This is a genomic window from Roseibium sp. (genome assembly GCF_048260565.1).
In the GTDB taxonomy this organism is placed as follows: domain Bacteria; phylum Pseudomonadota; class Alphaproteobacteria; order Rhizobiales; family Stappiaceae; genus Roseibium.
In genome coordinates, this window is sequence record NZ_JBLXGP010000002.1 from 109,856 (window position 1) to 134,433 (window position 24,578).

At 61.9% G+C, this 24,578-nt stretch carries 26 protein-coding genes and 1 tRNA gene; 10 read left to right on the top strand and 17 right to left on the bottom strand.

Annotated features, from left to right (window positions below; all coding sequences use genetic code 11):
* Positions 1-240 precede the first annotated feature (240 nt).
* Both ACN0SO_RS05150 and ACN0SO_RS05155 read left to right on the top strand, forming a co-directional pair.
* Positions 241-654, top strand: coding sequence for a carboxymuconolactone decarboxylase family protein (locus ACN0SO_RS05150; RefSeq protein ID WP_417675244.1), 414 nt, complete (start codon positions 241-243; stop codon positions 652-654).
* Positions 655-749: 95 nt separating this feature from the next.
* Positions 750-1,268 (top strand): glycine cleavage system protein R, encoded by a 519-nt coding sequence (locus tag ACN0SO_RS05155; RefSeq protein WP_417675246.1) that lies wholly within the window; start codon positions 750-752, stop codon positions 1,266-1,268.
* Between the two features lie 217 nt (positions 1,269-1,485).
* Here ACN0SO_RS05155 and ACN0SO_RS05160 read toward each other — a convergent pair whose 3' ends face one another.
* The gene (locus ACN0SO_RS05160; RefSeq protein ID WP_417675248.1) at positions 1,486-2,247 is read right to left on the bottom strand and encodes a cytidylyltransferase domain-containing protein; all 762 of its coding nucleotides are present in this window, start codon (positions 2,245-2,247) and stop codon (positions 1,486-1,488) included.
* Positions 2,247-3,983 (bottom strand): B12-binding domain-containing radical SAM protein, encoded by a 1,737-nt coding sequence (locus tag ACN0SO_RS05165; protein ID WP_417675250.1) that lies wholly within the window; start codon positions 3,981-3,983, stop codon positions 2,247-2,249. The genes ACN0SO_RS05160 and ACN0SO_RS05165 overlap by 1 nt, the downstream gene beginning before the upstream one ends.
* Positions 3,984-4,344: 361 nt before the next feature.
* Here ACN0SO_RS05165 and ACN0SO_RS05170 point away from each other — a divergent pair, with 361 nt between their 5' ends.
* Together ACN0SO_RS05170 and ACN0SO_RS05175 are read left to right on the top strand one after the other, a co-directional pair.
* Entirely contained in the window at positions 4,345-5,247 is a 903-nt protein-coding gene (locus tag ACN0SO_RS05170; protein ID WP_417675252.1) for a crotonase/enoyl-CoA hydratase family protein, read from the top strand.
* Positions 5,248-5,394: 147 nt separating this feature from the next.
* Positions 5,395-6,081, top strand: coding sequence for a fumarylacetoacetate hydrolase family protein (locus tag ACN0SO_RS05175; protein WP_417675254.1), 687 nt, complete (start codon positions 5,395-5,397; stop codon positions 6,079-6,081).
* 127 nt (positions 6,082-6,208) lie between these two features.
* On the opposite strand, the gene ACN0SO_RS05180 is transcribed toward ACN0SO_RS05175, so the two are convergent.
* From ACN0SO_RS05180 to ACN0SO_RS05215, 8 genes are all read right to left on the bottom strand, one after another.
* Positions 6,209-7,021, bottom strand: coding sequence for a BA14K family protein (locus ACN0SO_RS05180; RefSeq protein WP_417675256.1), 813 nt, complete (start codon positions 7,019-7,021; stop codon positions 6,209-6,211).
* A gap of 278 nt (positions 7,022-7,299) precedes the next feature.
* Positions 7,300-7,599: a BA14K family protein gene (locus tag ACN0SO_RS05185; RefSeq protein ID WP_417675258.1), complete on the bottom strand. Its 300-nt coding sequence runs from the start codon at positions 7,597-7,599 to the stop codon at positions 7,300-7,302.
* A gap of 141 nt (positions 7,600-7,740) precedes the next feature.
* Complete coding sequence (locus tag ACN0SO_RS05190) at positions 7,741-8,442, bottom strand: Crp/Fnr family transcriptional regulator (RefSeq protein ID WP_417675260.1); 702 nt, start codon at positions 8,440-8,442, stop codon at positions 7,741-7,743.
* 100 nt (positions 8,443-8,542) lie between these two features.
* Positions 8,543-9,061: a cytochrome b gene (locus tag ACN0SO_RS05195; RefSeq protein WP_417675262.1), complete on the bottom strand. Its 519-nt coding sequence runs from the start codon at positions 9,059-9,061 to the stop codon at positions 8,543-8,545.
* A 304-nt stretch (positions 9,062-9,365) separates the two neighbouring features.
* Positions 9,366-9,932 carry a YgjV family protein gene (locus tag ACN0SO_RS05200; protein ID WP_417675264.1) on the bottom strand — a complete coding sequence of 189 codons (567 nt, stop codon included), beginning with the start codon at positions 9,930-9,932 and terminating at the stop codon, positions 9,366-9,368.
* The gene (locus ACN0SO_RS05205) at positions 9,929-10,204 is read right to left on the bottom strand and encodes a hypothetical protein (protein WP_417675266.1); all 276 of its coding nucleotides are present in this window, start codon (positions 10,202-10,204) and stop codon (positions 9,929-9,931) included. Before ACN0SO_RS05205 ends, ACN0SO_RS05200 begins: the two co-directional genes overlap by 4 nt.
* Positions 10,205-11,158: 954 nt before the next feature.
* Positions 11,159-11,248, bottom strand: a tRNA-Ser gene (locus tag ACN0SO_RS05210).
* Positions 11,249-11,533: a hypothetical protein gene (locus ACN0SO_RS05215; RefSeq protein WP_417675268.1), complete on the bottom strand. Its 285-nt coding sequence runs from the start codon at positions 11,531-11,533 to the stop codon at positions 11,249-11,251.
* 76 nt (positions 11,534-11,609) lie between these two features.
* Between ACN0SO_RS05215 and ACN0SO_RS05220 the strand changes: the two genes are divergently transcribed.
* The 4 genes from ACN0SO_RS05220 (at position 11,610) to ACN0SO_RS05235 (ending at position 14,816) form a co-directional block, all read left to right on the top strand.
* On the top strand, positions 11,610-11,924 hold the full coding sequence (locus ACN0SO_RS05220) for a hypothetical protein (protein WP_417675270.1): 315 nt from the start codon (positions 11,610-11,612) through the stop codon (positions 11,922-11,924).
* A gap of 133 nt (positions 11,925-12,057) precedes the next feature.
* The gene (msrA, locus tag ACN0SO_RS05225; RefSeq protein ID WP_417675272.1) at positions 12,058-12,711 is read left to right on the top strand and encodes a peptide-methionine (S)-S-oxide reductase MsrA; all 654 of its coding nucleotides are present in this window, start codon (positions 12,058-12,060) and stop codon (positions 12,709-12,711) included.
* Positions 12,712-13,002: 291 nt separating this feature from the next.
* Positions 13,003-13,329, top strand: a complete 327-nt coding sequence (locus ACN0SO_RS05230; RefSeq protein WP_417675274.1) for a hypothetical protein — start codon at positions 13,003-13,005, stop codon at positions 13,327-13,329.
* Complete coding sequence (locus ACN0SO_RS05235; RefSeq protein ID WP_417675276.1) at positions 13,326-14,816, top strand: methyl-accepting chemotaxis protein; 1,491 nt, start codon at positions 13,326-13,328, stop codon at positions 14,814-14,816. The genes ACN0SO_RS05230 and ACN0SO_RS05235 overlap by 4 nt, the downstream gene beginning before the upstream one ends.
* A 92-nt stretch (positions 14,817-14,908) precedes the next feature.
* Here the strand turns inward: ACN0SO_RS05235 and ACN0SO_RS05240 are convergent, their stop codons facing one another.
* The gene (locus ACN0SO_RS05240) at positions 14,909-15,547 is read right to left on the bottom strand and encodes a nucleotidyltransferase family protein (protein WP_417675278.1); all 639 of its coding nucleotides are present in this window, start codon (positions 15,545-15,547) and stop codon (positions 14,909-14,911) included.
* Between the two features lie 336 nt (positions 15,548-15,883).
* Between ACN0SO_RS05240 and ACN0SO_RS05245 the strand changes: the two genes are divergently transcribed.
* Positions 15,884-16,114 (top strand): hypothetical protein, encoded by a 231-nt coding sequence (locus ACN0SO_RS05245; protein WP_417675280.1) that lies wholly within the window; start codon positions 15,884-15,886, stop codon positions 16,112-16,114.
* Between the two features lie 84 nt (positions 16,115-16,198).
* Here ACN0SO_RS05245 and pheT read toward each other — a convergent pair whose 3' ends face one another.
* The 5 genes from pheT to ACN0SO_RS05270 form a co-directional block, all read right to left on the bottom strand.
* The gene (gene pheT, locus ACN0SO_RS05250) at positions 16,199-18,619 is read right to left on the bottom strand and encodes a phenylalanine--tRNA ligase subunit beta (protein ID WP_417675282.1); all 2,421 of its coding nucleotides are present in this window, start codon (positions 18,617-18,619) and stop codon (positions 16,199-16,201) included.
* 57 nt (positions 18,620-18,676) lie between these two features.
* Entirely contained in the window at positions 18,677-19,336 is a 660-nt protein-coding gene (locus ACN0SO_RS05255) for a phenylalanyl-tRNA synthetase subunit alpha (RefSeq protein ID WP_417675284.1), read from the bottom strand.
* Positions 19,337-19,368: 32 nt separating this feature from the next.
* Positions 19,369-20,451, bottom strand: coding sequence for a phenylalanine--tRNA ligase subunit alpha (gene pheS / locus ACN0SO_RS05260; protein ID WP_417675286.1), 1,083 nt, complete (start codon positions 20,449-20,451; stop codon positions 19,369-19,371).
* Between the two features lie 381 nt (positions 20,452-20,832).
* The gene (locus ACN0SO_RS05265; protein ID WP_417675288.1) at positions 20,833-21,723 is read right to left on the bottom strand and encodes a LysR substrate-binding domain-containing protein; all 891 of its coding nucleotides are present in this window, start codon (positions 21,721-21,723) and stop codon (positions 20,833-20,835) included.
* Between the two features lie 272 nt (positions 21,724-21,995).
* Positions 21,996-22,901 carry a LysR family transcriptional regulator gene (locus tag ACN0SO_RS05270; protein WP_417675290.1) on the bottom strand — a complete coding sequence of 302 codons (906 nt, stop codon included), beginning with the start codon at positions 22,899-22,901 and terminating at the stop codon, positions 21,996-21,998.
* A 168-nt stretch (positions 22,902-23,069) separates the two neighbouring features.
* On the opposite strand from ACN0SO_RS05270, the gene ACN0SO_RS05275 reads away from it, so the two are divergent.
* Positions 23,070-23,762 (top strand): hypothetical protein, encoded by a 693-nt coding sequence (locus ACN0SO_RS05275; protein WP_417675292.1) that lies wholly within the window; start codon positions 23,070-23,072, stop codon positions 23,760-23,762.
* Positions 23,763-23,816: 54 nt separating this feature from the next.
* Here ACN0SO_RS05275 and ACN0SO_RS05280 read toward each other — a convergent pair whose 3' ends face one another.
* Positions 23,817-24,398 (bottom strand): PhnA domain-containing protein, encoded by a 582-nt coding sequence (locus tag ACN0SO_RS05280; RefSeq protein ID WP_417675294.1) that lies wholly within the window; start codon positions 24,396-24,398, stop codon positions 23,817-23,819.
* Between the last annotated feature and the right edge of the window lie 180 nt (positions 24,399-24,578).

Genomic DNA, 24,578 nt, shown 5'->3' on the forward strand with positions numbered 1-24,578 from the left:
GAATCGCTTTCAGTCCCTCCGGGGGACGCCGTCCAGTGGCGGCCAAGCTAGAGGAGGGTGGTTCCCGGATCAAGCGCCAATCCGACAGGAAAAAGTATGAGAGCGTCCAGTCCGGCCCAGGCCTGCAGGATGCATCGGGCAAAAATGCTGCGGCACCATGGGACTTGCGCCGCGGCGGCCGGGCGGATGGAATGGGCAATTGATTTGAATGTCACAGGAAACACGCCAAAGGAGACGCAAATGTCCACCGTCAAGCTTGTAGCGGATGAAGAAGCGACCGGTCTTGTCGCCGAGGTTTTCGCCGATATCCGGAAAACCCGGAAAACCGACTTCATCAATAATTTCTGGCGCGCTCTTGCCGTGGACGGGGCTCTGCTGAAGGCGACCTGGGAAGAGGTCAAGGGCGTCATGGCCGTGCCCGGGGAACTCGATCCGCTGACCCAGGAGATGATCTACATCGCGGTCTCCGTCGCCAATGCCTGTTCCTATTGCGTGCATTCCCATACGGCGAGCGCAAGAGCCAAGGGCATGACCGATGCCCAGTATGCGGAACTCATGAAAATCGTGTCTCTGGCGGCCAAGACCAACCATCTGGTCACCGCCATGCAGGTCCCGGTGGATCCGGCCTTCGATCTGGCCGCGTCAAAAGTTTGACAACCTTTGCGTGTTCGAAAGGAATTTTTGCTAGATTGCAAACGTCCCGTGACGCGGCGATGGTATTGCGTCCGAATTCGTGAAAAGGAACATCCATGCTGAACCATCTGGTTTTTACTGTGATCGCGCAGGATCGTCCGGGCCTTGTCGAGCGGCTGGCGGATGCCATCGCGCAGGCAGGCGGAAACTGGGTGGAGAGCTCAATGGCGCGCCTGGGTGGCGAGTTCGCCGGGATTGTCAGCGTCGAGATCCAGGATGACGCGATCGACAATCTGCATACCCATTTCGACGACCTGCTGACAGACGGGATTGCGATTACCCTGCGCTCGGATGTGCACCGCAACGAGGAACCCACCGGCAAGGCCGCCCATCTCGACCTGGTGTCCCAGGACCATCCAGGCATCCTGCGTCAGATCACCCGTATCCTGACACGACATGGCGTCAGCATCGAACATCTGGAGACCGCCGTCGTCGCCGGCTCCATGTCCGGCGAACGGCTGTTCAAGGCCACCGCCGACCTGCGCCTTCCGGACGGCATGGAACCGTCGACACTGAGCGACGCGCTCCAGGCCACCGCCGCCGACATGATGGCGGACCTCAATCTGGTGGAATAAGGCCGCGCCGGCGCTGAGCAAGCTTCATGTTCGTCACATTCTTTCGGCGTCATCCCGGCCGCAGCGAAGCGGAGAGCCGGGGCCGGGGAGCCGGGGTGTCTCGGTGGATATTCAGCTTCGACCCGCAAACGCAGAGGCTCGCCGGTCCCGGATAAAGCCTGTCGGCTTTTCCGGGGTGACGATGGAGAGGGTGGGTTTTGTGGGCAGTCCGAACCGGTCAGCCGGTCTTCACCGTCAGCGGACGGCCGGCGAAGGATTGGCCGCCGTAGGCCTTGACGTAGCCCTTCTCCACCAGGAACTCCGCGTAGTGGAAGTCGTGGATCGTATCGATGTCGACCACCTTGACGTCGTCCGGCATGCGGAAGCCGCGGGAGCCGGGGCCGATCAGGTAGGCGTTGAGCTCGTTGATGCGGTCGGCGTTGACGATCATCGCCCAGGCTGTGAACTCGAAGCAGGACGGATAGTCCTGGCGCCGGTAATACCGGTTCGGGTCGTAGTCCACATAAGACGAGATCTCGCCGGTATCCGACAGGTTGGCGCACAGGAAGGGATGGGTGTCCGGCGTCTTGAAACCGACGACGCTGCCGCAGTCCTCGGCCGCGTTGTAAAAGGCAATGATTTCCGAAAGCTGCTTTGCCGTGCGGAACGGATAGGTCGGGTAAAGCACCAAAACCGCATCCACCGCCTCACCCATTGTCCGCAGGGCCTCGATGAAATCGGCGATCACCGCCTGCATGGTCGACACGTGGCAGGCAAGCGTGTCCGGTCGGTAGTAGGTCTGCGCGCCGAAGGAGGCGCCGATGTTCAGGTATTGCTGGCTGTCGCTGTTGAGATAAGTGGCCGCAATATCCGGGCAGTCGAGGGCGGGCAGGATGCTGTGGGCCACCAGCGGGATGCCGTTCAGCACCTGGATGTTCTTGTCCGGCAGGCCCTGGCTTCCCGAGCGGGCGGGGATCATCGCGACGATATTCTTCTTCATCAGAGGCTCAGCACTTCGTCCAGTTTACCGGCATCCAGCATCGACCGAACCTCTACAAACTGATCGTCCGGCATGTCGCTGTAATTCAGGGGGCGGCCGTCGCTGTTGGCGATCATCTTGCTCGCGTCATTCAGCTCCAGCACGTATTTGCGGTAGTTCTCGTCCGGCACCGGCTGCTTCGTCTTCGCATCGAAGGTGAGGCCGAACACCTGTTCCAGTGAGGCCATCACCTTGGGTGCCTGAAACATTTCCGTGCCCGGATAAGCGGTGGCGGTGAAAAGCGCCTTGTTGATGGAGGCAAGCGCGCGCTTGTGCTCGTCCGACCCCGGCGTCAGGCCTTTGGAGATTTCCTCTTCCTGCCAGCGGATGAAGGCGACGCTGGTCTGGAGATCGGGCAGGGTTTCGCCCGGATAACCCATGATCCAGGTGCAGTTGCCGTGAATGCCCGACGCGTAGGTGTTGCGGATGCCTTCCACCATGGTCAGCGGGAATTCGTAGCCGTTGATTTTGGTGATGCCGTTGGAGAGCATGAAGCCGCCCTTGCCCATGGCGTCGAGCGTCCGCGCGGAGGCGGATTCCGCACCGAAGCCGATATAGACGCAGCCGGCGCGGGCCATCTCGTCCACCCGGCGCACATCCGCCTTCTTGTAGCCGCCGTTCCGGTCGGGGCGGAGGTCTGCGGCCTCGTCCAGCCGGCCGTGGGTGCCCCACTGCAGCTTACCGTCGCGGGCATAGGGTTCCAGAATATCGGCCAGCTCGGTGATTCGCTTCGGGCTCACCATGAAATTATCGTCCAGAAGCGCGATGAATTCCACGCCGTAGCAGTCCCGGTAGTGCAGGAACTCGTCGGCGATGTTCTGCGCGCTGCGCACACCGTAATTGCGCTCGCCCTGACCGCCGCGGAAGCAGAACTTGCAGGCAAACGGGCAGCCGCGGCTGGAAATGGTGGAAATGCTGCGCGGCATGTCGAAGCTTGTCGCCGAGCTGTTCTTCGCCGACCCGCCCCAAACCGGCGTGTTCAGATAGGTCTCCAGCACCGGAAAGCCGTCGACGTCTTCCTTGAGAAGATCATAGGCAGGCCAGGGCAGGACATCGAGATCGGCGGTGCGGTAGCCCTGATAGAAGAACCGCGGGCGGCCGTTCCGGGTGTCGTGGAAGTAAGGCGCCAGACGTCCGGATTTGTTCGCCCGGTCGAAACCGAGGTCGCGGATCGTCTTGGCATCGAGCGCCATCTTCAGGATGACGTCGTCGCCCTCGCTGTGGGACACCGCGTCGAGTTCGGGGATCCAGTCGAGCAGGGTGGTGCGGAACTGGGTCGCAAGGCCGCCGCCGCTGACCAGCATGGCATCCGGATCCAGGTCCCGGATGATCTTCGCCACTTCCGTCTGCCACGTCAGCGTGGTGATCAGGCCGGACAGGCCGATCACATGCTGGGGACCGATCTTGTCCAGGGTGCGCGCGAGCAGCGCGCGCGCCTCGGCGAATGTCAGCGACCGGCCGAATTCCAGTCCGCGCCGGGCCGCTTCCTCGTCCTGGATGCGGTAGATGTTGAGGTCGACGATATTGGGTTCCGCGCCGTATTCCCGTAGGCGGCCAGCCAGAAGCGCGGGGCCCACCGGCGGATTGTTCGGCCGGGCCTGCTCGCGGATGGGCATGTTGATCAGCAGGACCTTCACGCCTTTCAGGGCGCTGGGTCCGAGCGTATCCGGAAAGCTTGTTGGAGCGACAAAATTCATCACTGCCTCGCCGAGATGGTCCAGGCGAACAGGTGGTCCGGACTTCTCCGGCCGAAGGCTGCAACCCTATCTGCTTTCAATTTCTGTTCACCGCCGAACTTTTCGTATGATCGGGTCATCCCAACTCATAACGGGACAGTCATTAACCAATCGATAATATCTTGCAAAATGCGAGTGGCGGTAGGTGCCGACGGAAAAACCGGGAAATCATCCACGGCTAATCGCGACATTTCGGGGCGGAGATCCGGTGCTCCGCATGGCGCCTTGTAAAGATTGCCGTAGCTGGCGGAGAACGCATCTTGCCGGATGTGCACCGATCTCCTTTCATGGGGCGCAAAAGGCACCAGGGGAGGAGACCGTCATGCCGGAATTCAAGACGCTTCGTATCGACCAGGACCCGGACGAGCCGCGCATTGCGCGCCTGCTCCTGAACAGGCCGGAGCGCCTCAACGCGATCACGGACGACACGCCGCGCGAAATCCGCGCCGCCGTCGAATGGGCGCAGGAAAATGACGAGGTTCACGTCATCGTCGTCGAAGGCGCGGGCAAGGGTTTTTGCGGCGGCTACGATCTCGTCGCCTATGCCGAAAACGATGCCGAACATCCGTGTCAGCAGGAAAGCCAGCCCTGGGATCCGATGGTCGACTACGCCTACATGAAGCGCAATACGGAAGACTTCATGAGCCTGTGGCGCTGTACCAAGCCGACGATTGCCAAGGTGCATGGCGCCGCGGTGGCCGGCGGAAGCGATATTGCGCTGTGCTGCGACCTGCTGGTCATGGCCGAGGATGCCCGGATCGGCTACATGCCCACACGTGTCTGGGGCTGTCCGACCACGGCCATGTGGACTTACCGCCTCGGCCCGGCCCGCGCCAAGCAGCTGATGTTCACCGGTGACGTGATCACCGGCACGACAGCCGGCGAGTGGGGACTGGCCAATGTGGTCGTACCCGCCTCCGATCTCGATGCAGAGACACAGAAACTCGCCGCGCGCATCGCCGGTGTGCCGCGCGGGCATCTCGCCATGCACAAGCTGGTGGTGAACCAGGTGATGCTCACCATGGGGCTGGAGCAGTCCCAGACCATGGCGACCGTCTTCGACGGCATCACCCGTCACAATCCGGAAGGCCTCTGGTTCCGCCGCTATGCCCAGACGGAAGGCTTCAAATCCGCGGTGGAATGGCGCGACAGCGGGCGGCCTATTCCGGAAGGCGACGAAGCGCGCGCGCTGATCCGCGAGATGGAAGGCAAGGGGACAGAATGATGTACCCGTCCCGCCCGCCTGTCCGGCCTGCCTGTCCCGCCCGCCCGTCTCGGGTCGCATCAGAACTGGAAATCCTGCGAATAGATCGATAAGTGCTTGGGGGCAGGATCTTAAACCATACCTGCCGAGAAGACCGAAGGAAGCCCAATGTCCGAGTTCGTGATCGCGCCCCCGCCCGTGCCTGCCATTCCGGTTGCCGGCAGCGACGCAATGTTTCCGGTTCGCCGGGTCTATTGCATCGGCCGCAACTATGCGGCACACGCCGTGGAAATGGGCCATGATCCGAACAAGGAAGCGCCATTCTTCTTCCAGAAGAACCCGGACAATCTCGACAGCTCGGGCCAGTTTCCCTATCCGGTGAAGTCGTCCGACGTGCATCACGAAGTCGAAATGGTCGTCGCCCTGAAGTCCGGCGGCACCAACATTCCGATCGACCAGGCCCTCGATCATGTTTACGGCTACGGCGTTGGCCTCGACATGACCCGCCGCGACCTGCAGGGCATCGCCAAGGAGATGGGCCGCCCGTGGGAAATCGGCAAGGCCTTCGAGCGCTCCGCGCCCGTCGGTCCGCTCGCCCCCGCCGAAAAGATTGGCCATCCCGATCACGGCACGGTCACGCTCCATGTCAACGGGGCCTTGAAGCAGGAAGGCGACCTCAACCAGATGATCTGGAAGGTGCCGGAAATGGTCTCCTACCTGTCGGACTATTTCGAACTGGCCGCCGGCGACATCATAATGTCCGGCACGCCCTCCGGCGTCGGACCGGTCATCAAGGGCGACAGGCTCGAGGCCCGTATTGAGGGCCTCGAGCCGCTGGTGGTCACGGTCGTCTGATCGTCGAATTTCCGCCCCGTTCCGATTCGGTGCAATTTGTATCCGGAAGGGGCGGCCCGAAGGCAGGAGCGATTGTCTCCTCCGGCCTGCCGTCGCGGGGTTATCGCGACGGCATTGCGGAAAGAAATCAGCCGGGTTGATCCTCGCCTGCCGCCTGGGCCGGGCGCAGATCCTCACGGGCGTCGGCTGCTTCCGCGGAGGCTGCATCGGCACCACCGGCCACGGCCGCCGTCTCGGCCTTGGCGGCACCGTTCGTCTCAACGGGCTGAGCCGCTTCTTCCGATACCGGTGCCTCAACAGGGGCCTGTGCCGGCGTCTCCGATTGCCCGGCCCCTGTCGCAACCTGCGGTTCAGATGCCGGAGCAGACGTCACGGGAGCCGGAACAGACGGGGACACTTCGCGAGGCGCTTCGGCGGGTGCTGCCGCCGGAGCGGTTTCAGGCAGATTGCCGAACGCGTCCCGAAGGTCGTCCGAACCGGTTGTATCTGCATTTGGTGCCGGTTGCGGGCGGCCCTCCGGAAGGTTGCCGAATTCATCGCGCAGTCCGGGCACGTCGACGGCTCCCGCTTCATTGTTGAACAGCACCTCGGGTGCGACGCCGGGATTTTCCGGAAACAGGACCAGTCGTTCGTCTTCATAAGGCGACAGGCAAAGGCGGCGGGGGCCGTGGTAGGGCTGGAACGTGTTGTCGTATTCCCGGTAGGACTTGTACCGGTTGTAGCACCAGCGAAGGTGCGGGTTGCTGCCCTGATAGGCGTTGTAGCTGCGGTAGGTGCGCGGTTTCTTGTACTGATAGCCACCATAGCCGCCACCATAGCCGCCGCCGTTGCCATAGCCGTAACCATAACCGCCGGCCGAGGCGGAAGTTGGGACAACTGCGGCGGCGGCGGAAGACAGCAGCACAACAGCGGTTACCGAGAGAATGGATTTCCGTAACATGGGTTGGTCCTTTCTGCGTTGTTGGCAGCGGAACTTATTGCTCCGCCGATATGCGCACGTTATGTGAGTGCCGCCTTCAGGACCTGTGACGGGCGACACTGCGGAAACCGGACCTCTCTTCGGTTCGATCGCTGTCGTCGAACGTCTTTTTCCGTTGAAAGACAAGCCGGCTAAATTAATGCAAAAAAGAACCCCCCGGACCGGGTCCGGGGGGTTGCGGAATTGGAGTTTGCGAAACCCGCGCATAGAGCGTCGATCGGGTCCGCCGTCGGACTGGTTCAGCCCTTGTAGAACGGCGACCAGCACTGCTTGCGGGCGCCGTTGTAGTGCGGCAGCCAGCTGTTGTCCCAGGAGCGGTAGGAATTGTAGCGGCCTTTGCACCAGCGGACGTGCTTGTTCCAGACGTAGGACGGGATGCCGTGCTTTCCGGCATAGCCGCCGTTGTTGTAGCCGCCGTTGTTGTAACCGCCACCGTTATAGCCGTAGCCGCCGGCAAAAGCGGAGGTCGTGCCGGTCGCAGCCGTAGCGACAGCGAGGGTTGCAATGGTCACTGCGGACAGGATGGATTTACGAAACATGATGTTCTCCTTTCGGTTCAAGCTCGGCGGTGAAGTTCGTTCCGCCGATGACCTGATACCTACGGGAGTTTCCGGGCCGGGACCTGTGACGCGCGACACTGCCCAGGCACGTCGCCGAATTTCTTTTTATGAGCCCGTACCCTAGGCCGGATCCGCCACGAGTTCGAGCTGAGGCCGGTTGCAGATGATCAGCCATCCGTCCTTGAGTTCGATGAGTCCGGCGCGCTGCCACTTGCGCAGGCACCTGTTCACGTTCTCTCGGGTGTTACCGATCATGCTGGCGATTTCCGATTGGGAGAGCGACAGTTTCGTCAGGGGTTTCTCGGCGCTTCCCGGTGCGGACACGGTCACCCGCAACAAGGCCTTGGCAAGGCGCGACGGGAGATCCAGAAATGCGATTTCCATCATCCGTTCGTCGGACCGGCGGACCCGTTGGCAAAGAAGCTCGATGAGCCGGATGGAAAGCTTCGGATCGCGCTGCAGCACCTCGAGCAGGGAGCGCCTTTCGACGACGACAAGTGTGCAGTTCGTCAAAGCCTTGACGGTTGCGGAGCGCTCGCCACCGTCGAGCAGGGCGATCTCGCCGAAGACATCGCCCGTGCTCAATTCGGAAAGGGTGACTTCGCGGGCGGACGGGGTCAGGACGCTGACGCGCACGCTTCCTTCCGCGATGGCCACCATGCTCTGGCCCGGGGCTTCGGCGTTGAAGATGATGTCTCCCGCAGAATACCGTTTGATGTGTGCAAAGGAGGCGAGCTCTCGCCTGTTTTCCTCATCGAGCGCCTGAAAGATGAGACTCCGGCTCAGGAGTTTTTCTTTTCCGACGTTCTCCAGATCGTTCATTTTCCGCACTTTCAAAAAAACATGTCGTTACAACACCAGCCCGCCATCTTGTCCGCCGCCTTGTTCGCCGCTGCGGGCGGACAGATGACGACAGGACCGGTCAGATCATCCGGTAGAGCGTGGTGTCCCGCCGAATGACATGATGGAAGAGAACCGCCGCGAAATGCAGGGCGAAAAGCCCGAGCAGGATCCAGGCGCTCCATTCATGGATCGCGGACAGCGTCCAGGCGATATCCGGTGTCTTGCCGATCGGGCTCCAGATCGGCAGAACGCCGAACCAGCTGAACGGAAAGCCATGGGCGTTCGTCGCCAGGAAGCCGCTGACCGGCATGATGATCAGGAACGCATACAGAAGCCCGTGGACCGAAGCCGCCGCCATCCGTTCGATCGCCGGCCCTTCGGCCGGAATTTTACGGGCAATCAGCTTGTTGCCCACCCGCACCAGCATGAGCCAGAGGACCAGGAAGCCGAGGCTCTCGTGGATCAGGTAGAAATCAAGCGCCGCCTCGTCCTTGATGAAATGGATAACGAAACCGAGCGGCCATGTCGCCAGGACCAGGGCCGCGATCAGCCAGTGCAACAGGCGGGTTGACGAGGGATAGCGTTGGGATCGAGGCAATGGAGAAGCGTTCCCGGCAGTGTTTCCGGCTTGGGGGCGTTCCGACATATCAAATTCCATTTTTTGCAACAGACTCGTAAAAGACGACAGGGGCCTCATTCACCGGCCTGCACTTATCTTACCTTGTTGCCTGATCATTTCGAACAAGACAACCGCGATGCAGCAGAAGGCCGCTTTGGCTGCGGCCACAGATCCACAAAAGAAGAGAAGCGTTTTGCCGTAACCGGCGGTGGGAGAGGGCCGGGTTCGGCGAACGGCCGGCCGGCCTGCGATTGAGCAGGGCGCGGCCGCCGTTTCGATGGGGTCAGACCGCGGGCTGGTTGGCAGCCGTCATGGCAGGCCGCCATTCGATCCGAATGCGAACCAGAAGCGACGCCAAGGCGACGCTGCCCAGGACGAAAGCGCCAATATCGGCGGCAAGCGCGATCCACGCCTCCGCCAGAAAATCGTGCATGATCCAGAGGGAACCGCCGGCCAGCAGAAGGATGCGAAGCCGAACCTGATCGGATTGCATCCGGCCGAAGGCGATCAGAACCATCGCAATCATGCTCAGTGCGGAGATCGGTCCCTGCCAGAAAGCGAGGCAGACAAGGATCATCTGGACGATGAGGCCGTAGCCAAGCCAGGTCATCGTCGAGTTGCGGCTCGAAAACAGCGCGGCACCCGTCTGTAGCAGGCCGAGCATGTTGACCGCGGCCGCCACGGTGACCCCCAGAAAACTGTAGTGGGCAGCGAAGCAGGCGCCGGCAGCGAGCTGGGTCAGCAGGATCGTCCGGCGCGTACGAAAGACCGGCGCGGCGGTCAGCAGCACAACCGCGCCGATCCCGGACAAAAGGACCGGGGCATCCTGCGTCAGCAGCAACGCGTTCATGCGCCTTGCCTCCATGCGTCCGGGCGATGCTCCCACCCGTGACGGCCGTTCCGGCTCAGGGCGACGTCATTCAGCAGCTCCGGAGAAAGCTCGAGAAGCTCCGCCTCGGCGCGCCTTCGCTCAATGGACTTGCGCAGGTCGTGGCAGGCCGAGGCCAGGATGTTGATTGCTTTCCGGGCTGTGCCGACTGCAATCCGCGTAAACGGGTGTTCTGCGCCCGGACGGTTGCCGGGATGGACGAAGTTTGAATTTCCGATGGTTTCGATATGCATGACTTTTCCTTTGGTCTTGGGGTCAGACCGCTGGAGGCAGGCCGCAAAAGGCCGTTCGCATGTCCCCGGGGGGCGTGCGGTGTCTCAAGTGATCAGACGTGTGTCAGGTAGATTTGTTCGGCTTCCACAGCACCGCCATGAACGGAATGTCCGGTCAGACAGATGCCTGGTTTCGCCCTCTAGCGGATCGTTCGACGAAGCACCGCGCTTCTCCTCTTGGCTTTTGACTTCGGCGGGTTTTGCGCCGCCGATGATCAATACCTAGCGGGGAAAGGGGCGAGGGACCTGTGACGCGCGACACTGCGCAGTCAGGCAGCTGAATTGCACCGGCGAAATCGGGTTGACCCCGTCATGAACCGGCGGGCCCTCCAAATTCGGAAGGAAAGCGCTTGAAACGGATTGGTTGTACGTAACGCACGCGTGTTTTTGGGGAATACAACGTCCGCTGCAACGATCTCCACGCACACTTCAGTATACGCCTTGCGGTCGTATAGCGGTTCGGGAACCCGAAACATTGGCTTCCCAGCCGCTTATAATGATGGAACCGGTAAGTTGAAGCCTGGGCCTTTCCCATCTGCTCCGGTTCATTGCCTGCTGCCGTGAAGTCGTTTTTCGCCTCACCGGACGGAACCGACTCCATCGCTGTTGCGGCGGCAGTCCAAAGGCTCAAATTCCTGATCAATGGAGCTTGTTGTCCGGAAAACCGCCGCCAAAATAAACGGCGTTCTCATAAGCACGTGCCTCAGCCATTTGCAGAGACTGTGGCGCATGCCGCGACTCATGTCCAGCGCTGCAACCGGAGAACTATCCCTAACTCGGGGTATTTTGGGGCGGAACGACAGAGCTCATATATGCTCAATAATTTATGAGAAAAAATGGCGAAGGACTGAGGACAAAGTCCGAACCGGGAGCCATGCGCTCAAGTAACCGAAGGCGGTAGCGCAAGGAAAGAAATGGCGGACAGAGAGGGATTCGAACCCTCGATAGAGTTGCCCCTATACACGCGTTCCAGGCGTGCGCCTTCAACCACTCGGCCACCTGTCCTTATTCGCTGGCGAAAAACCCCGCCTGCGAGTTGCGCAATATACTCAGGCATTGCCGGAGTGCAAGCGACTGTGAAAGTTTTTTTTGACGCCGGTGCATATGCGCCGAGTTTTTCCTGATGGCACTGGTAAAAATAAAGTGTGCATCGGTTGCAAGATTGGCTTCCCGCCGATCCGAAAACGCCGTGTTTGGATCTTTGCTATTGTTTTTTATGGGATTCTTTGTCAATGTATTCATAGCGTGGGAAGGCTCGCGTTCCCGGTCGCCAAGCGACCGGATAGCCATGAGATGGCTCGAATTATCATTTTGAATGACTATTTAATTTTTATCGTTGAGACGAAGGTCCGAAGTGTTTGCGTTGTTGAGATTACTGTTTCGGCTTGGCGGCTATGTCATGCTGGCCTGCGCGTTGGTCGCGATCATCGCCGATGCCAGCAAGAGTATCGCCCGGTCCGAACTGGTCCTGCTGCCGCTGGGCCAACTCTGGTTCGATCAGTCGCCGGACACGCTGAACATGGCTCAGGCGGCCATCCAGCGCCATGTCAGTCCGTTCCTTTGGGATCCGATTATCCAGACGCTGCTGACCTGGCCGATCTGGGGCGTGTTGGGGCCGCTCGGGCTGATCTTTCTGTGGCTTGGTACCCGCAGGGCCAGACGGAGCGCCGTTCTGGCCTGATCGGAATGCACCAACGCTCCGCGGAGCTTAAACTTTTCTTGCAAATCAGGTTCTCTGCGCCATCTTTTGGGAAGAGACCTGCGTCCGCCTTGCGTGGCTGTGGCGCAGCAATGCTTCGGGAGAAGAATTCATCATGTCCTTCATGACCATGCTGACCAAGAAATTTTCCTTGCCGACCGCCGACGAGGCACTGCCGGGGCGGGAGAACGCGATAAGTCCGGCCGAACCGCATTTCGTGAACGGCCGGTCCCTGATGGCCCCCTATCCGGAGGGAATGCGCACGGTCCTGTTCGGCATGGGGTGTTTCTGGGGTGCGGAACGCCTCTTCTGGCAGCTGCCGGGCGTCCATGTGACCGCGGTCGGCTACGCCGGCGGTCACACGCCGAACCCAACCTATAATGAAACCTGCACCGGCAGGACCGGGCATACGGAAGCCGTGCTGGTGGTCTATGACCCGGACAAGGTCTCCCTGCAGGACCTGTTCAAGGTCTTCTGGGAACATCACGATCCGACCCAGGGCATGCGCCAGGGAAACGATACCGGGACGCAATACCGGTCGGCGATCTATCTGGCCGATCCGCAAGAGGTGGCAGCGGCGGAAGCCTCGAAACAGGCCTACCAGGAGGCCCTGCGCACGGCCGGACTGAAGGCCACGATCACCACCGAGATCCGTCAGCTCGATACGTTTTACTTTGCGGAAGAATACCACCAGCAGTATTTGGCGAAAAATCCGGGTGGATATTGCGGTATTCGCGGTACCGGCGTCAGCTGTGCGGCGCCGGTTTGAGCGCACTTTCCTGAACTGGATTACGCGGGATTCAACCGATGCGCCGGTCAGCCTGTCCCTGGTCAGCCCGCGCGCCGGTTGAGGAGCGCAGCATGTGCGAATCCATTATTTCAATTTTATGAAATAATTTCCGAAATCAACTTCTGCGGGATGTGCATTGTATTCTGCCGCATTGCAATATGACCTAAGGTCAGATCTCGATTTTCATGCCCTGTTCTCTTAATTTCAGTAATTGTTAAACGACTTGCCTCATAAACGGTCCCAAGCTTGGTGCGTGCCTGGGGGCCGGAAATGTCCGCAAAAATATCGAAGCGCTTTGTCGCCACTTACTTCTCTGCCGCCTGCCTGGTCATGGTTTTTGCCGGCCTGCAGCCAGGCGCCGAGGGCAAGATCGCCGTCTTCGCAAGTCCCTGGAGCAATCCCGCTCCGCAGATCGTAGCTGCGGCGGGCGGACGGATCGTTTCAACGGATGCGTCCGGCTGGATCGCTGTGACGGAGGCCGACTCCGACGGCATCGTGGGGCGCTTGTATGCGTCCGGTGCCGCCTTTGTCGCGTCGTCGGTTGTCGCGCGGGCCTGTGCGGGCTTCGTGAATGTCTATGGGGAGAGTAATTCATGAGTGAGCAAACGCAGGCTGCCACCAGCCTCGATGCCATGCGCGAGATCTATTCTCGCTATATCATCTATTTCGTCTGGGCAAATGTGCTCCTTGTCATTGCAACCGCCTGGTGGGTCGGGACCATTTCGGTCGTGACCGTTTCGGGCGCTTCGCTCCTGTTGGGAGCCGCGGCGACCGGCACCTGGGTCAAATACAAGGCAGGGACCGAAACCCGGATTGCGACGGCCATCTCGCTGGCGGCACTGGTCGCCCTGTTCGTGGCCTCGCTGTCGACCACCGATCCGACCACGTCGTTCCAGATCGACGGGCACATGTATTTCTTCGCCGTGTTGGCCATTTTGGCCGGATGGGTCGACTGGCGGGCGCTCGTCGCCTACGCCGGTGTCGTGGCGGTGCATCACATCGTGTTCAATTTCGCGCTTCCCTGGGCGGTGTTTCCCGGCGGGTCCAATTTCCTCCGCGTCGTCTTCCATGCGGTGATCGTGGTGGTCGAAGTGGCCGCCCTGTGGTGGACCGTGGACCAGCTGTCCCGTGCCTTCGCAGCCGCGGACAGGGCGCGCAACGATGCCGAGGCCTCGCAAATCCAGGCCGCTTCGATGCAACAGGCCGAAAACGAGCGCATGGCGGAAGAGCGGAATCATCAGGAACGTGTCGGTCAGCGGATCGCCGCGTTCCGCCAGGAAATCGCAGGCAAGCTGGAAAGCGTGACGCAGCAGGTCCGCATGATGCGGTCCGCCTCGCACGATCTCGGCTCCGTTGCCGAAGACACATCCGATCGGGCCGCAACGGCCGCCCAGGCGTCCGATACCGCGTCTTCCAATGTGCAGATGGTCGCCTCCGCCGCAGAGGAACTCTCCTCCTCGATTGCGGAAATTTCGCGCCAGGTCGAACAGACCACCGGGATCGTCGCAAAGGCGACCCAGGGCGCCCAGACCAGCAATCAGAAGGTGGCCGGCCTCGCCGAGGCCGCCAACCGGATCGGTGAAGTCGTCACCCTAATCCAGGCGATTGCCGAGCAGACCAACCTGCTCGCGCTGAACGCGACCATTGAGGCGGCGCGAGCCGGCGAGGCCGGCAAGGGCTTCGCGGTGGTTGCGGCGGAGGTCAAGGAACTCGCCACCCAGACGTCCAAGGCGACAGAGGAAATCGGGGCCCAGATCTCCGCGATCCAGGGTGAAACCAAGGATGCGGTGGATGCCATCGGCGCAATCGCGGCGACCATGGACGAGGTCAACAACTACACCTCGGCGATCGCGGCTGCAGTGGAACAGCAGGGTGCGGCGACCGACGAGATTTCACGCAATGTCGCTGAAGCCGCCAACGGCACCGGCCTTGTCGCGACCAACATCAGCGGTTTGAGCGAAGCGGCCGAACGGACCACCGGGTCCGCAACGTCGGTGGCGAATTCCGCCGAGGAGCTGGAGCGCCAGGCGGCGGAAATGCAGGCCTCCATCGACGGCTTCCTCCAGGATGTCGCGGCCGCCTGACCGGCAATCAGATCAAGTGCAGGAAAGCCGGCCTTCGGGTCGGCTTTTTGTTTGCGACGCGGGAGTATAGAAGAACCGGCGCCGGGGCGGTTTCAGGACGCGTCCCACTCGGTGACATCGAGTTCCGGCCACAACGCGGTCATGCGCTTCGCTTTTTCCTCATAGGTCGACCGGTTGTTCGTTGCTGGATTGGGGGTCAGGCGCATCGCGAAAATCGAAGCGAGCCCGTAGGGTGCCCGGACGTCGATCGCACCTTCGTCCCCGAGACGCACGGCGACCGCGTGGGTCTTGGCGGCATAGGTCGTCAGCGATTCCATGGCGCAGCTCAACGGGAAATAGGGTCGCCCGAAGCGTTTTTCATACCACAGATGAACCCGTGCCTGGTTGCGGACCTCAAGCTTGTCCGCCAGATCCGGCAGCGCGGTATTCATGCTTTGGATCACCCTGTCCTCCGCTTCGTAGGACAGGTCCGTGCCGTCGAAATAGATGACGTCATAGTCCTTGATCCCGAAATCCGATGGTCGTCCGGTAAGGGCATTCCAGACGGTCTGATAGATCCCTCCGGAAACCAGCCATGCATCCGGAAGACCAAGGTCCTTGACCGCTTGAAGGATCCGCATCAGCGCAGGCGTCGCCCGGACGATATCCTGCACGGCCGAGATCCGGTCATCCTCGGTTGCACGGGTGGGAACGCCGAGCCGGTGGAGTGCCCTGGCCTTTTGTCGGTTCATATCGGAGATTACCGGTCTTGATCCTGCAAATTGGTCAAATCGTCAGGTGTTATGGTCAGTTCAAGATGACTTTCGCCCTGCTATATTGTTGAAACAAGGTCGAAAGTATAAGCGGACTGTCTTTATCTAAAATCCGACTTTTTGTGTTTGCCTCGCCGTTTCCTTTTCTGCGTAGCCTATCCCGATCCAATTGTCGCGCGGCACGCATGTCTTGCGGCTTGAAGAGGGACTTGTGGAAGGAGATGTGAGGTCATGGCCGGAATTCCTCCTTGCCGGAAGGCCGGACGACTGTCCATTCTTGCAGCTTTGTTTTTTACGGCAGGTGCGTTGACGCCCGTGGGGACCAGCTCTGGCGTATTCGGCGCCGGCGAGGCGCGGGCCGTCGGTATTCTGCAGGCCCTGGTAAAGAGCACCCTGATCCAGGCCGCGGCCGGTGGCGGCAAGACGGTCGATCACAGCGGATCTTCTGCGGACAACGATTCCGAGCCTGCTTCAGCGACGGAGGAGAGCTTGCCCGGCCGGGATCTTGAAACGGACGTCCCGCAGATCGATGGCACGGGGCTTTGACGTCACGGCCATATCGGCGTTTCGATATGAAAAAGGCGTCCCGCCGGGAAGACGGGACGCCTTTTCGTTTGACAGCTTTAAGGCTTATCCGCGCAGGCTGCCGCCGGTCGCCTTTTCCACGGCCGCGATGATCTTCTTCGCCACGGCGTCGATCTCCTCGTCCGTCAGCGTCTTCTGCGTGGGCTGCAGGGTGACGTCGATGGCGAGCGACTTCTGGTCCTCGGCGATACCCTTGCCCTCGTAAACGTCGAACAGGGTCACGTCGGCAATCAGGGCCTTCTCCGCGCCTCTGGCCGCCTTCAGCAGCGTCTCGGCGGGGGTGGACTTGTCGACGACAAAGGCGAAGTCGCGGCGCACCGGCATCAGGTCGGAGACATTGAGCGCGCCCTTGGACCGGGTCGCCTTGGCCTTTGGCTGGGGCAGATTGTCCAGGTAGATCTCGAAACCGACCAGCGGACCTTCGATATCGAGCAGGCCAAGCATTCGGGGATGGATCTCGCCGAAGACGGCGAGCGTGTTCTTCGGTCCGAGCTTCAGGGCACCGGACCGGCCGGGGTGGAAATAGTCCGGCGCGTCCGTATAGACCTGCAGCTTGTCCACCGGCGCTCCGATGGCTGCCAGCACCGCAGACGCGTCGGCCTTTGCGTCGAACACGCCGACGGCCGGCGAGGCGCCCGACCAGTGGCGGCCGGCCCCTTCCAGAACGGCGGTACCCCGGCGAACGCCGGCGGCGACCATGCTCTGGCCTGCCGGTGTGTCATCGGCGAAGATCTGGCCGACCTCGAACAGCGCCACATCCGGATAGCCCCGGTCCGCATTGCGCTGGGCGGCGGTCAGGAGGCCTGGAAGCAGGCTCGGACGCATGTCGGACAGTTCCGGAGAGATCGGGTTGGCGAGCGCCAGCTCCGGCGCGCCGCCGCCGAAGGCTTCCGCCTCTTCCCTTGAGACGAAGGACCAGGTGACGGCCTCGTTCAGGCCGCGCGCGGCCAGCGCCCGGCGGGCCCGGTTGCGGCGGATCTGTCCGGGGGTCAGCACCTTGGCGGCGACGCTGCCAATGCGTGGCAGCGGCGTGGACGGCACCTTGTCGAGACCGACGATGCGCACGACTTCCTCAGCCAGGTCGGCCTTGCCCTCGATATCCGGGCGCCAGCTCGGCGCGGCCACCTTGACGGTGTCGCCGGTGCCGGAGATCCAGAAACCGAGCGCCTTGAGCGTCACGTTGATCTCGGCGTGGGAAACCTCGAGGCCGGTCAGGCGTTTCACTTCCCGATAGGGGAAGTTGACGATGTGAATCTCATCGGGAACCTTGCCGGCCACGACGACCTCCGACGGCTCGCCGCCGCACAGGTCCATGACGAGCTTCGTCGCCAATTCCAGGCCCGGCAGCATGTAGTCCGGATCGACGCCGCGCTCGAACCGGTAGCGGGCATCGGTGTTGACGCCAAGCTTGCGGCCGGTGGCGGCAATGCCGTCCTCGTCCCAAAGAGCGGATTCGATGAGCACATCGACGGTTTCTTCCGTACAGCCCGATACCTCGCCACCGAGAATGCCGCCAAGGCTTTCCAGACCGTTGTCGTCGGCAATCACGCAGACGGTGTCGTCGACCTCGTAGGTCTTGCCGTTGAGGCCCTCGATGGATTCGCCCTTCACGCCGCGGCGGACGACCAGGTCGCCCTTGACCTTGGCCGCGTCGAAGACGTGCAGCGGACGGCCCTGGTCGAAAGTCATGTAGTTGGTGATATCGACCAGCGTGTTGATCGGGCGCAGGCCGATGGCGATCAGCCGTTCCTGCATCCACTTGGGCGAAGGCCCGTTCTTCAGACCCTTCACCATCCTCAGGCCGAAGGCCTTGCACAGGGGCTTGGTATCGCCGAAGTCGAGGGTAACGCCGGTCGGGCAGGGGTAGCCGCCGCGGATCTGGTCGTGGGAGCGTTCCCTCAAGGTGCCGAGCCCGGCAGCAGCCAGATCGCGGGCGATGCCGTAAACGCCGGTACAGTCCGGGCGGTTCGGCGTCAGGCCGATTTCGATCACCGGATCGTCCAGTCCGGCATATTGGGCGTAGCTCGTCCCCACGGGAGCGTCATCCGGCAGGTCGATGATGCCGGTGTGCTCGTCGGACAATTCCAGTTCGCGCTCCGAGCACATCATGCCGAAGCTTTCCACGTCGCGGATCTTGCCGACGGAGAGGGTCACGTCGATACCGGGCACATAGTCTCCGGGGCGGGCGAGGACGCCGACCAGACCGGCGCGCGCATTGGGCGCGCCGCAGACGATCTGCAGCGGCTCACTGCCGTCGCCGGCATCCACCTTCAGGACGCGCAGGCGGTCCGCGTTCGGGTGCTGTGTCGCTTCGATGACCTTGGCGATCGTGAAGGGCTTCAGCCGGTCGGCCGGATTGGTCACTTCTTCGACCTCAAGGCCGATCATGGTCAGTCGCTCGACGATTTCGTCGAGACCGGCGTCGGTATCAAGGTGTTCCTTGAGCCAGGACAGGGTGAATTTCATCGGGTCACTCTTCGTATGCGTCTCGGCGCTCTTGCGCCTGAAATTGGGTCGTACGGCTTATTGGCCCTGGAAACGGCTGATCTCCGGGATGGGCGTCGCGTTGGCGTAGTTGTCGGCGAAGCGACGGCCGATAGCCGTCAGGTCCCTGGTCCATTCGCGTACGATTTCCGGTGTCAGGGTCTGTCCGGTCGAAATCACCTGGGCCGCTTCCGCCTCGATCCGGTCGCGCAGGATGCCGAGCTCCACCTGAGCCGCATATTCCGCCCGGTATTTGCCGAGCCAGCCGAGCGACATGACGACGATCACGACCAGCAGCGCCGCCGAACTGGTCAGCGTGGCCCATTTGGCGGTTCCCGCCAGCTTCTTGTCGGCTGCCACCAGCACCATCGAGCAGATCGTCAGGAAGGCGACGATATAGATCGACGACAGGAAACTGTCGTATTTTTCCGCGGCCGACGCTTCGTGAGAGGCGCGCAACTGGGTGATCCGGTCGCGCAGGTAGAGCAAGGCGTCTGCCTGGGTGCCCAGCTTCTGGCGGAAATAATCGCCGCAAAATCGTAGGCGGCCGCGCTCCTGGCTTTTCTCCGCGCAGGCTTCCACGAAGGAGGTCGGCTGGGAGACGCGGCTGGAACGGTCTTCCGTCTTCTGGGCGCTTGCCGGAAAAACGGCGGCCAGGGTCAGGAAAACAACTGCAATTGCACGAATGAAAAGGGTCATGTCGCTCTGCCTTTTTGCAGAAAGGGCCGTTTTTAGCTGGAGAGGCCGCCGGCGAGGGTCGGCATGTCGAGCGGGCGGAAACCGTAGTGCTGGATCCAGCGCACATCGGCGTCGAAGAAGGCGCGCAGGTCAGGCATACCGTATTTCAGCATGGCGAGCCGGTCGATGCCCATGCCCCAGGCAAAGCCCTGGTACTCATCCGGGTCCAGGCCGCAATTGCGGATGACGTTCGGATGCACCATGCCGCAGCCGAGGATTTCCATCCAGTCGTTGCCTTCGCCGAACTTCACTTCCGCTCCGGACCGGTCGCACTGGATGTCGACTTCCATGGACGGTTCGGTGAAGGGGAAGAAGGACGGGCGGAACCGCATCTTGATGTCGTCGACCTCGAAGAAGGCCTTGCAGAACTCTTCCAGGATCCACTTCAGGTGACCGAGATGGCTTTCCTTGTCGATCACGAGGCCCTCGACCTGGTGGAACATCGGCGTATGGGTCTGGTCGCTGTCGCAGCGATATGTCCGGCCCGGGATGATCACGCGGATGGGCGGTTCCTGGGTGCGCATGGTGCGGATCTGCACCGGCGAGGTGTGCGTGCGCAGCAGCAGCCGTTCGCCGTCCGTCTTCTCGTTGAAGAAGAAGGTGTCGTGCATGTCGCGCGCCGGATGGCCTTCGGGAAAGTTGAGTGCCGTGAAGTTGAGTTCGTCGGTCTCGACGTCCGGACCTTCGGCGATCGCAAAGCCCATGTCGGCGAAGATGGCGGAGAGTTCGTCGATCACCTGGCTGACCGGGTGGATACGCCCCGCTTCGACCGGGGAGGGCCGCAGCGGCAGGGTGACGTCGACCCGCTCGCTGGCAAGGCGTGCCTCCAGGGCTGCCTCGGCCAGCACCGCCTTGCGGGCGGCGATGGCGTCGGTGACGCGGTCCTTCAGGCCGTTCAGCGCCGGGCCCATGGTCTTGCGCTCTTCCGGGCTCATCTTGCCGAGCGTTTTCATCTGCTCGGAAATGCGGCCCTTCTTGCCAAGGGTCGCGACACGGATGTCTTCAAGGCCAGCCTCGGTTGCCGCGGCGTCGATGGCGGCGAGGATTTCGGATTCAAGGGTGTTCAGGTCGGACATGAGTGCTCGATCTATCGTGCTGCGCGGACGCGCAATTAGCGGTCGAAAATGAATTCGACGGGTCTTTTAGCAGAATTGCGGGAGGATGCCACGGTCGGCATGCAGTTTCTCGAAAAGAGGAACGCCGTCCGGTCCGGGCCGTTTGGTCTGGATTAGCGACTAAATCGCCCGCAGGCGGGACCGTGACCGGTCGCGAGGCGCAAGGCGGACGGACACCGGGCAGGCAGGCCGCGGAGTGTCGTGCCGGTCATGTGTTTCGAACAACGGATCATTCAGTGCCTCGGTCGGGGGCGAAGGAATGCTTCGCGCCGGACCGGAAAGTAGCCGAAGTGTCGCGTCCTGTACAAGATCTATTACAGGTTACCTGCGGCGCGAATACCGTCAGGTGCCGATCGACCGGGCCAGTTCCCTCCGTATCCAGGAACCGAATGCCTCCATCGGCCGGCTCTTCGCTCGGCTTTTTCCTGCAAGCAGCCAGTAGAAGAAGCCCGTCTGGTATCGTCCCGGGAAGGGGGCAACGACCTGGCCGACCTGAAGAGCGTGATGGGCCAGCGTTTCCCAGGCCAGAAACAGGCCCTGGCCGGCGATGGCCGCGTCCAGGCACAGCGCACCGTCGGAAAACACGGGACCGTCACCGAGCAGGCCCTCGTCCAGGCCGTTGGGCTCCAACCAGGTTCGCCACGAAAACATCTGCCCCCGGTCGCGGATGATGGGCACGTTTGCGATGTCCGATGGATCCTTGAGCGATTCCGCCAAGGCGGGGCTGCAGATCGGGAAGATCTTCTGCGCAAGCAGCTTTTCCGCGTGAAGTCCGGGATAGGGACCCTTGCCGACGCGGATGCACAGGTCGACGTCGCTGAAATTGGGGTCGACCAGATCCACGGTCGCCTCCACCCGGACGCGGATATCCGGATGGGCCTTGCCGAAGTCCTTCAGATGCCAGACCAGCCACTTGCCGGCAAAGACCGGTGCGACCGACACCGTCAGGGTATCATCGCGCCGCCGCTCCGTCATGGCGACCGCCGCCGAGAGTGCGGACATGCCGACCGTGAGCTGGCGCAGGACCGCCTCTCCCTGTCCGGTCGGGCAAAGGCCGCGGCCGCGCCGTTCGAACAGGGCAGTTCCGAGCTGTTGTTCGGTCTTCTGGACCTGCTGGCTCACCGCGCCGATGGTGACGCCGAGTTCCTCAGCCGCGGCCTTGAGCGAGCCGAGCCTGCCGACAGCCTCAACGGCGCGAAGGCCGGCAAGATGGATCCGGTTCAGGTTTTTCATATAGAAAAACTAAACTATTAATCAGAGAAAATCGATATTATGGTTATTATTTCCGGATATAACTTCAGTTATGTTAAATCTGATGTGTTTCTTCAAAACGTGGATATTCAGGACGGAGCGCAGCCGGCAGGCGCGCTTGTCTGAGCAGGCGCAATGGGAACAGGATCCGCTCTCGCACCCGGTTCTGGCCCGCATGAGCTTGCACGAACTGGCGGATCTTCCCTTCGACCGGCCTGAGTGATCAGGTCCGGATGCGGCTGGAAATCCGTGTGTCAATCGACCTGGCGAATGCCCCATTTACGGCGAACCTGAACGTTCAGGTCGATGATGAATTCCTCGAACACGCGCAGCTTCTTCGGCTTCAGCCGATGCTTCTGATGGACGATATGCATGTCCTGGGCTTTTGGCCGGATGTCTTCGAGGATCGGCACAAGGCGTCCGGAGCGTATTTCGTCATAGACGAGATAGCTCGCCAGTTGGAGGATACCTGCTCCCCGGCTGGCCGCGGCAACCGCCGCTTCCGGGGCTTCGAAGGCAAGCGCGCCGTGGGCCGGAAAGGTGACGGCCTGTCCCTGAACGCGGAACCGCCAGGGCAAGGGAGTGCCCTGGGCCGTCGACAGCAGCGGGATGCAGCAGTGCCCGTCCAGATCCTCAGGCGCCTGAGGTGTGCCGTGCCGGTTCAGATAAGAAGGCGCGGCAACGGTCAGATAGGGGATCTTGCCGACCGGGCGGGCGACGATATCCAATTCCGGCAGATCCCCGACGACCAGCGCGGCATCGATCCGTTCGCCGATGAAATCCGGCACGTTGTTGCGTGACAGGATCTCAAGCTGGATCTGCGGATAGGTATCGATGAAATGCGGCAGGGCCGGCGCAATCACAATCCGGGCGAGGCCACTGGGCACCTGGATGCGCAACCGCCCGCGCGGTTGACGCTCGGAGGAGCCGATTTCGTCTTCCAGGCCCTCCACCATGGCGATGATATCGCGTGCCTGGTCCAGATAGTGCTGTCCGTCCTCGGTCAGCCGCAAACGGCGCGTGGTTCGCTCCAGCAGCTGGACGCCGAGATATTTTTCCAGTTCCGACACGATCGCGCTGGCGCCGCCGCGCGACAGGCCGAGATCGCTGCTTGTCGCCGTCAGGTTGCCGCGTTCCGCGACCCTGATGAAGACCCTCATTGCCCGAAGGTGGTCCATGGATTGCCTGAATTGGGATTGCCTGAAATTGGATTGCCCGAAATTTCCGGATACTCAATCCGATCCTAGGTGGCTTTTCGCGAAAAGGAAATCCGGTACACGCACCGCATTCCGGCGCCGGGTGGTCCGGCGCGCCAAAGGAGATTGATCATGAATGCGAAGACGGAAATTGCGGCCGAAGCCGAAGCCGGGGAAGACCTTTATTATGCGGTTCACAAGGGCATCCGCCTTGCCAACGCCCGGATGCTGATCGCGCTCGGGAGGCTCGATCCGGCCGATGAGGAGGCCGTTGTCGATACCCTGACCGCCTTGTCGGCCCACCTCGATCTGAGCTTGAGCCACCTGGACCACGAAAACCGTGAGATCCACACCGCGATCGATGCGCGTTGCCCGGGCTCCTCGGAGCATGCGGCCGAGGATCACGACGACCATCTGCATGCCTTCGGCGAATTGCGCCGGCTGGCGGAGGATGTGGCTTCGGCAACGGTCGACCGTCCGGCGTGCCTGCGCCGGCTTTATCAGCGCTTCGCCCTGTTCTTCGCCAACGACCTGCTTCACATGCACGAGGAGGAGACGGACCTGATGCCGCTGATGGAGAAGAATTTCTCCAACGAGGAACTCGCCGGTATCCACCAGCGCATCGTTCAGTCCATCCCGCTGCCGGAAATGATCCGGTACGGCAAGATCATGCTCGGCGCCGCGTCGAGTTCCGAACGGGTCGCCATGGTCACCGGCATGGAAATGGGCCTGCCCTCGGAAGCCTTTTCCGTCCTGATGGGTGGCATCGTCGGCAAGGCCTGGCAGATGGGCGACTGGCAGGCGCTGGACCGTGCGGTCAACTGACGGCAATCCGTTGCGGCTGACTATGCGGGCCGATCCTGGGATCGGCCCGCAGTTTCAGGACTTCTTGACGAATTCCGTCAGGATCACGATCCGCTGGTCGTTGACCCGGCCCTCGATCTGCTCCGGATTGTCGTGAACCAGCGCGATGTTGCGCACCGCCGTGCCGCGCTTGGCGGTGAAATTGGCGCCCTTGACCTTCAGATCCTTGATCAGCGTCACCGTATCGCCGGCGGCAAGCACAGCACCATGGGTGTCCTTGTGGACGACGGCGTCGTCATCACTTGAGGAAGTGTCGGTCGCGCCTGCCTTGGCCCAGGCGAGCGTCTCGTCTTCCAGATAGAGCATGTCCAGCAGGTCCCGCGCCCAGGTCTCCCCGGAGAGCCGGTTCAGCATCCGCCAGGCGGTCACCTGCACCGGCGGCACCTGGCTCCAGGCGCTTTCGTTCAGGCAATGCCAGTGATTGCCGTCAAGCTCCGCGCTGCCGTCGATCTGGCCGGCGCAGGTCGCACAGGCAAGGATCGCCCTGTCCGCGCTGCCGTCGCTGTCCGGCCCGACCGGAAGCATGGCAAGCCCATCGCTCGCGCCGCAAAGCTCGCATTTGTTATCCGCGCGCTCGCGCAATTGGGTTTCGGTCATCGTGACGGCTCCGTTTGCCTTATTGTCTTGCGGGCGTTCGCAGCTCGCTATGGGGCAGGGCCCGCTGCCTCCGGCAGCTCCCGCCCGTTCGAAACCTGCCGGTTCGGCCCGTTCGACGCTTCGCTTACACTCACGGGCGTTCGCAACCCGTTTGGGTGGGACCCGCTGCCGCTGGCAGCT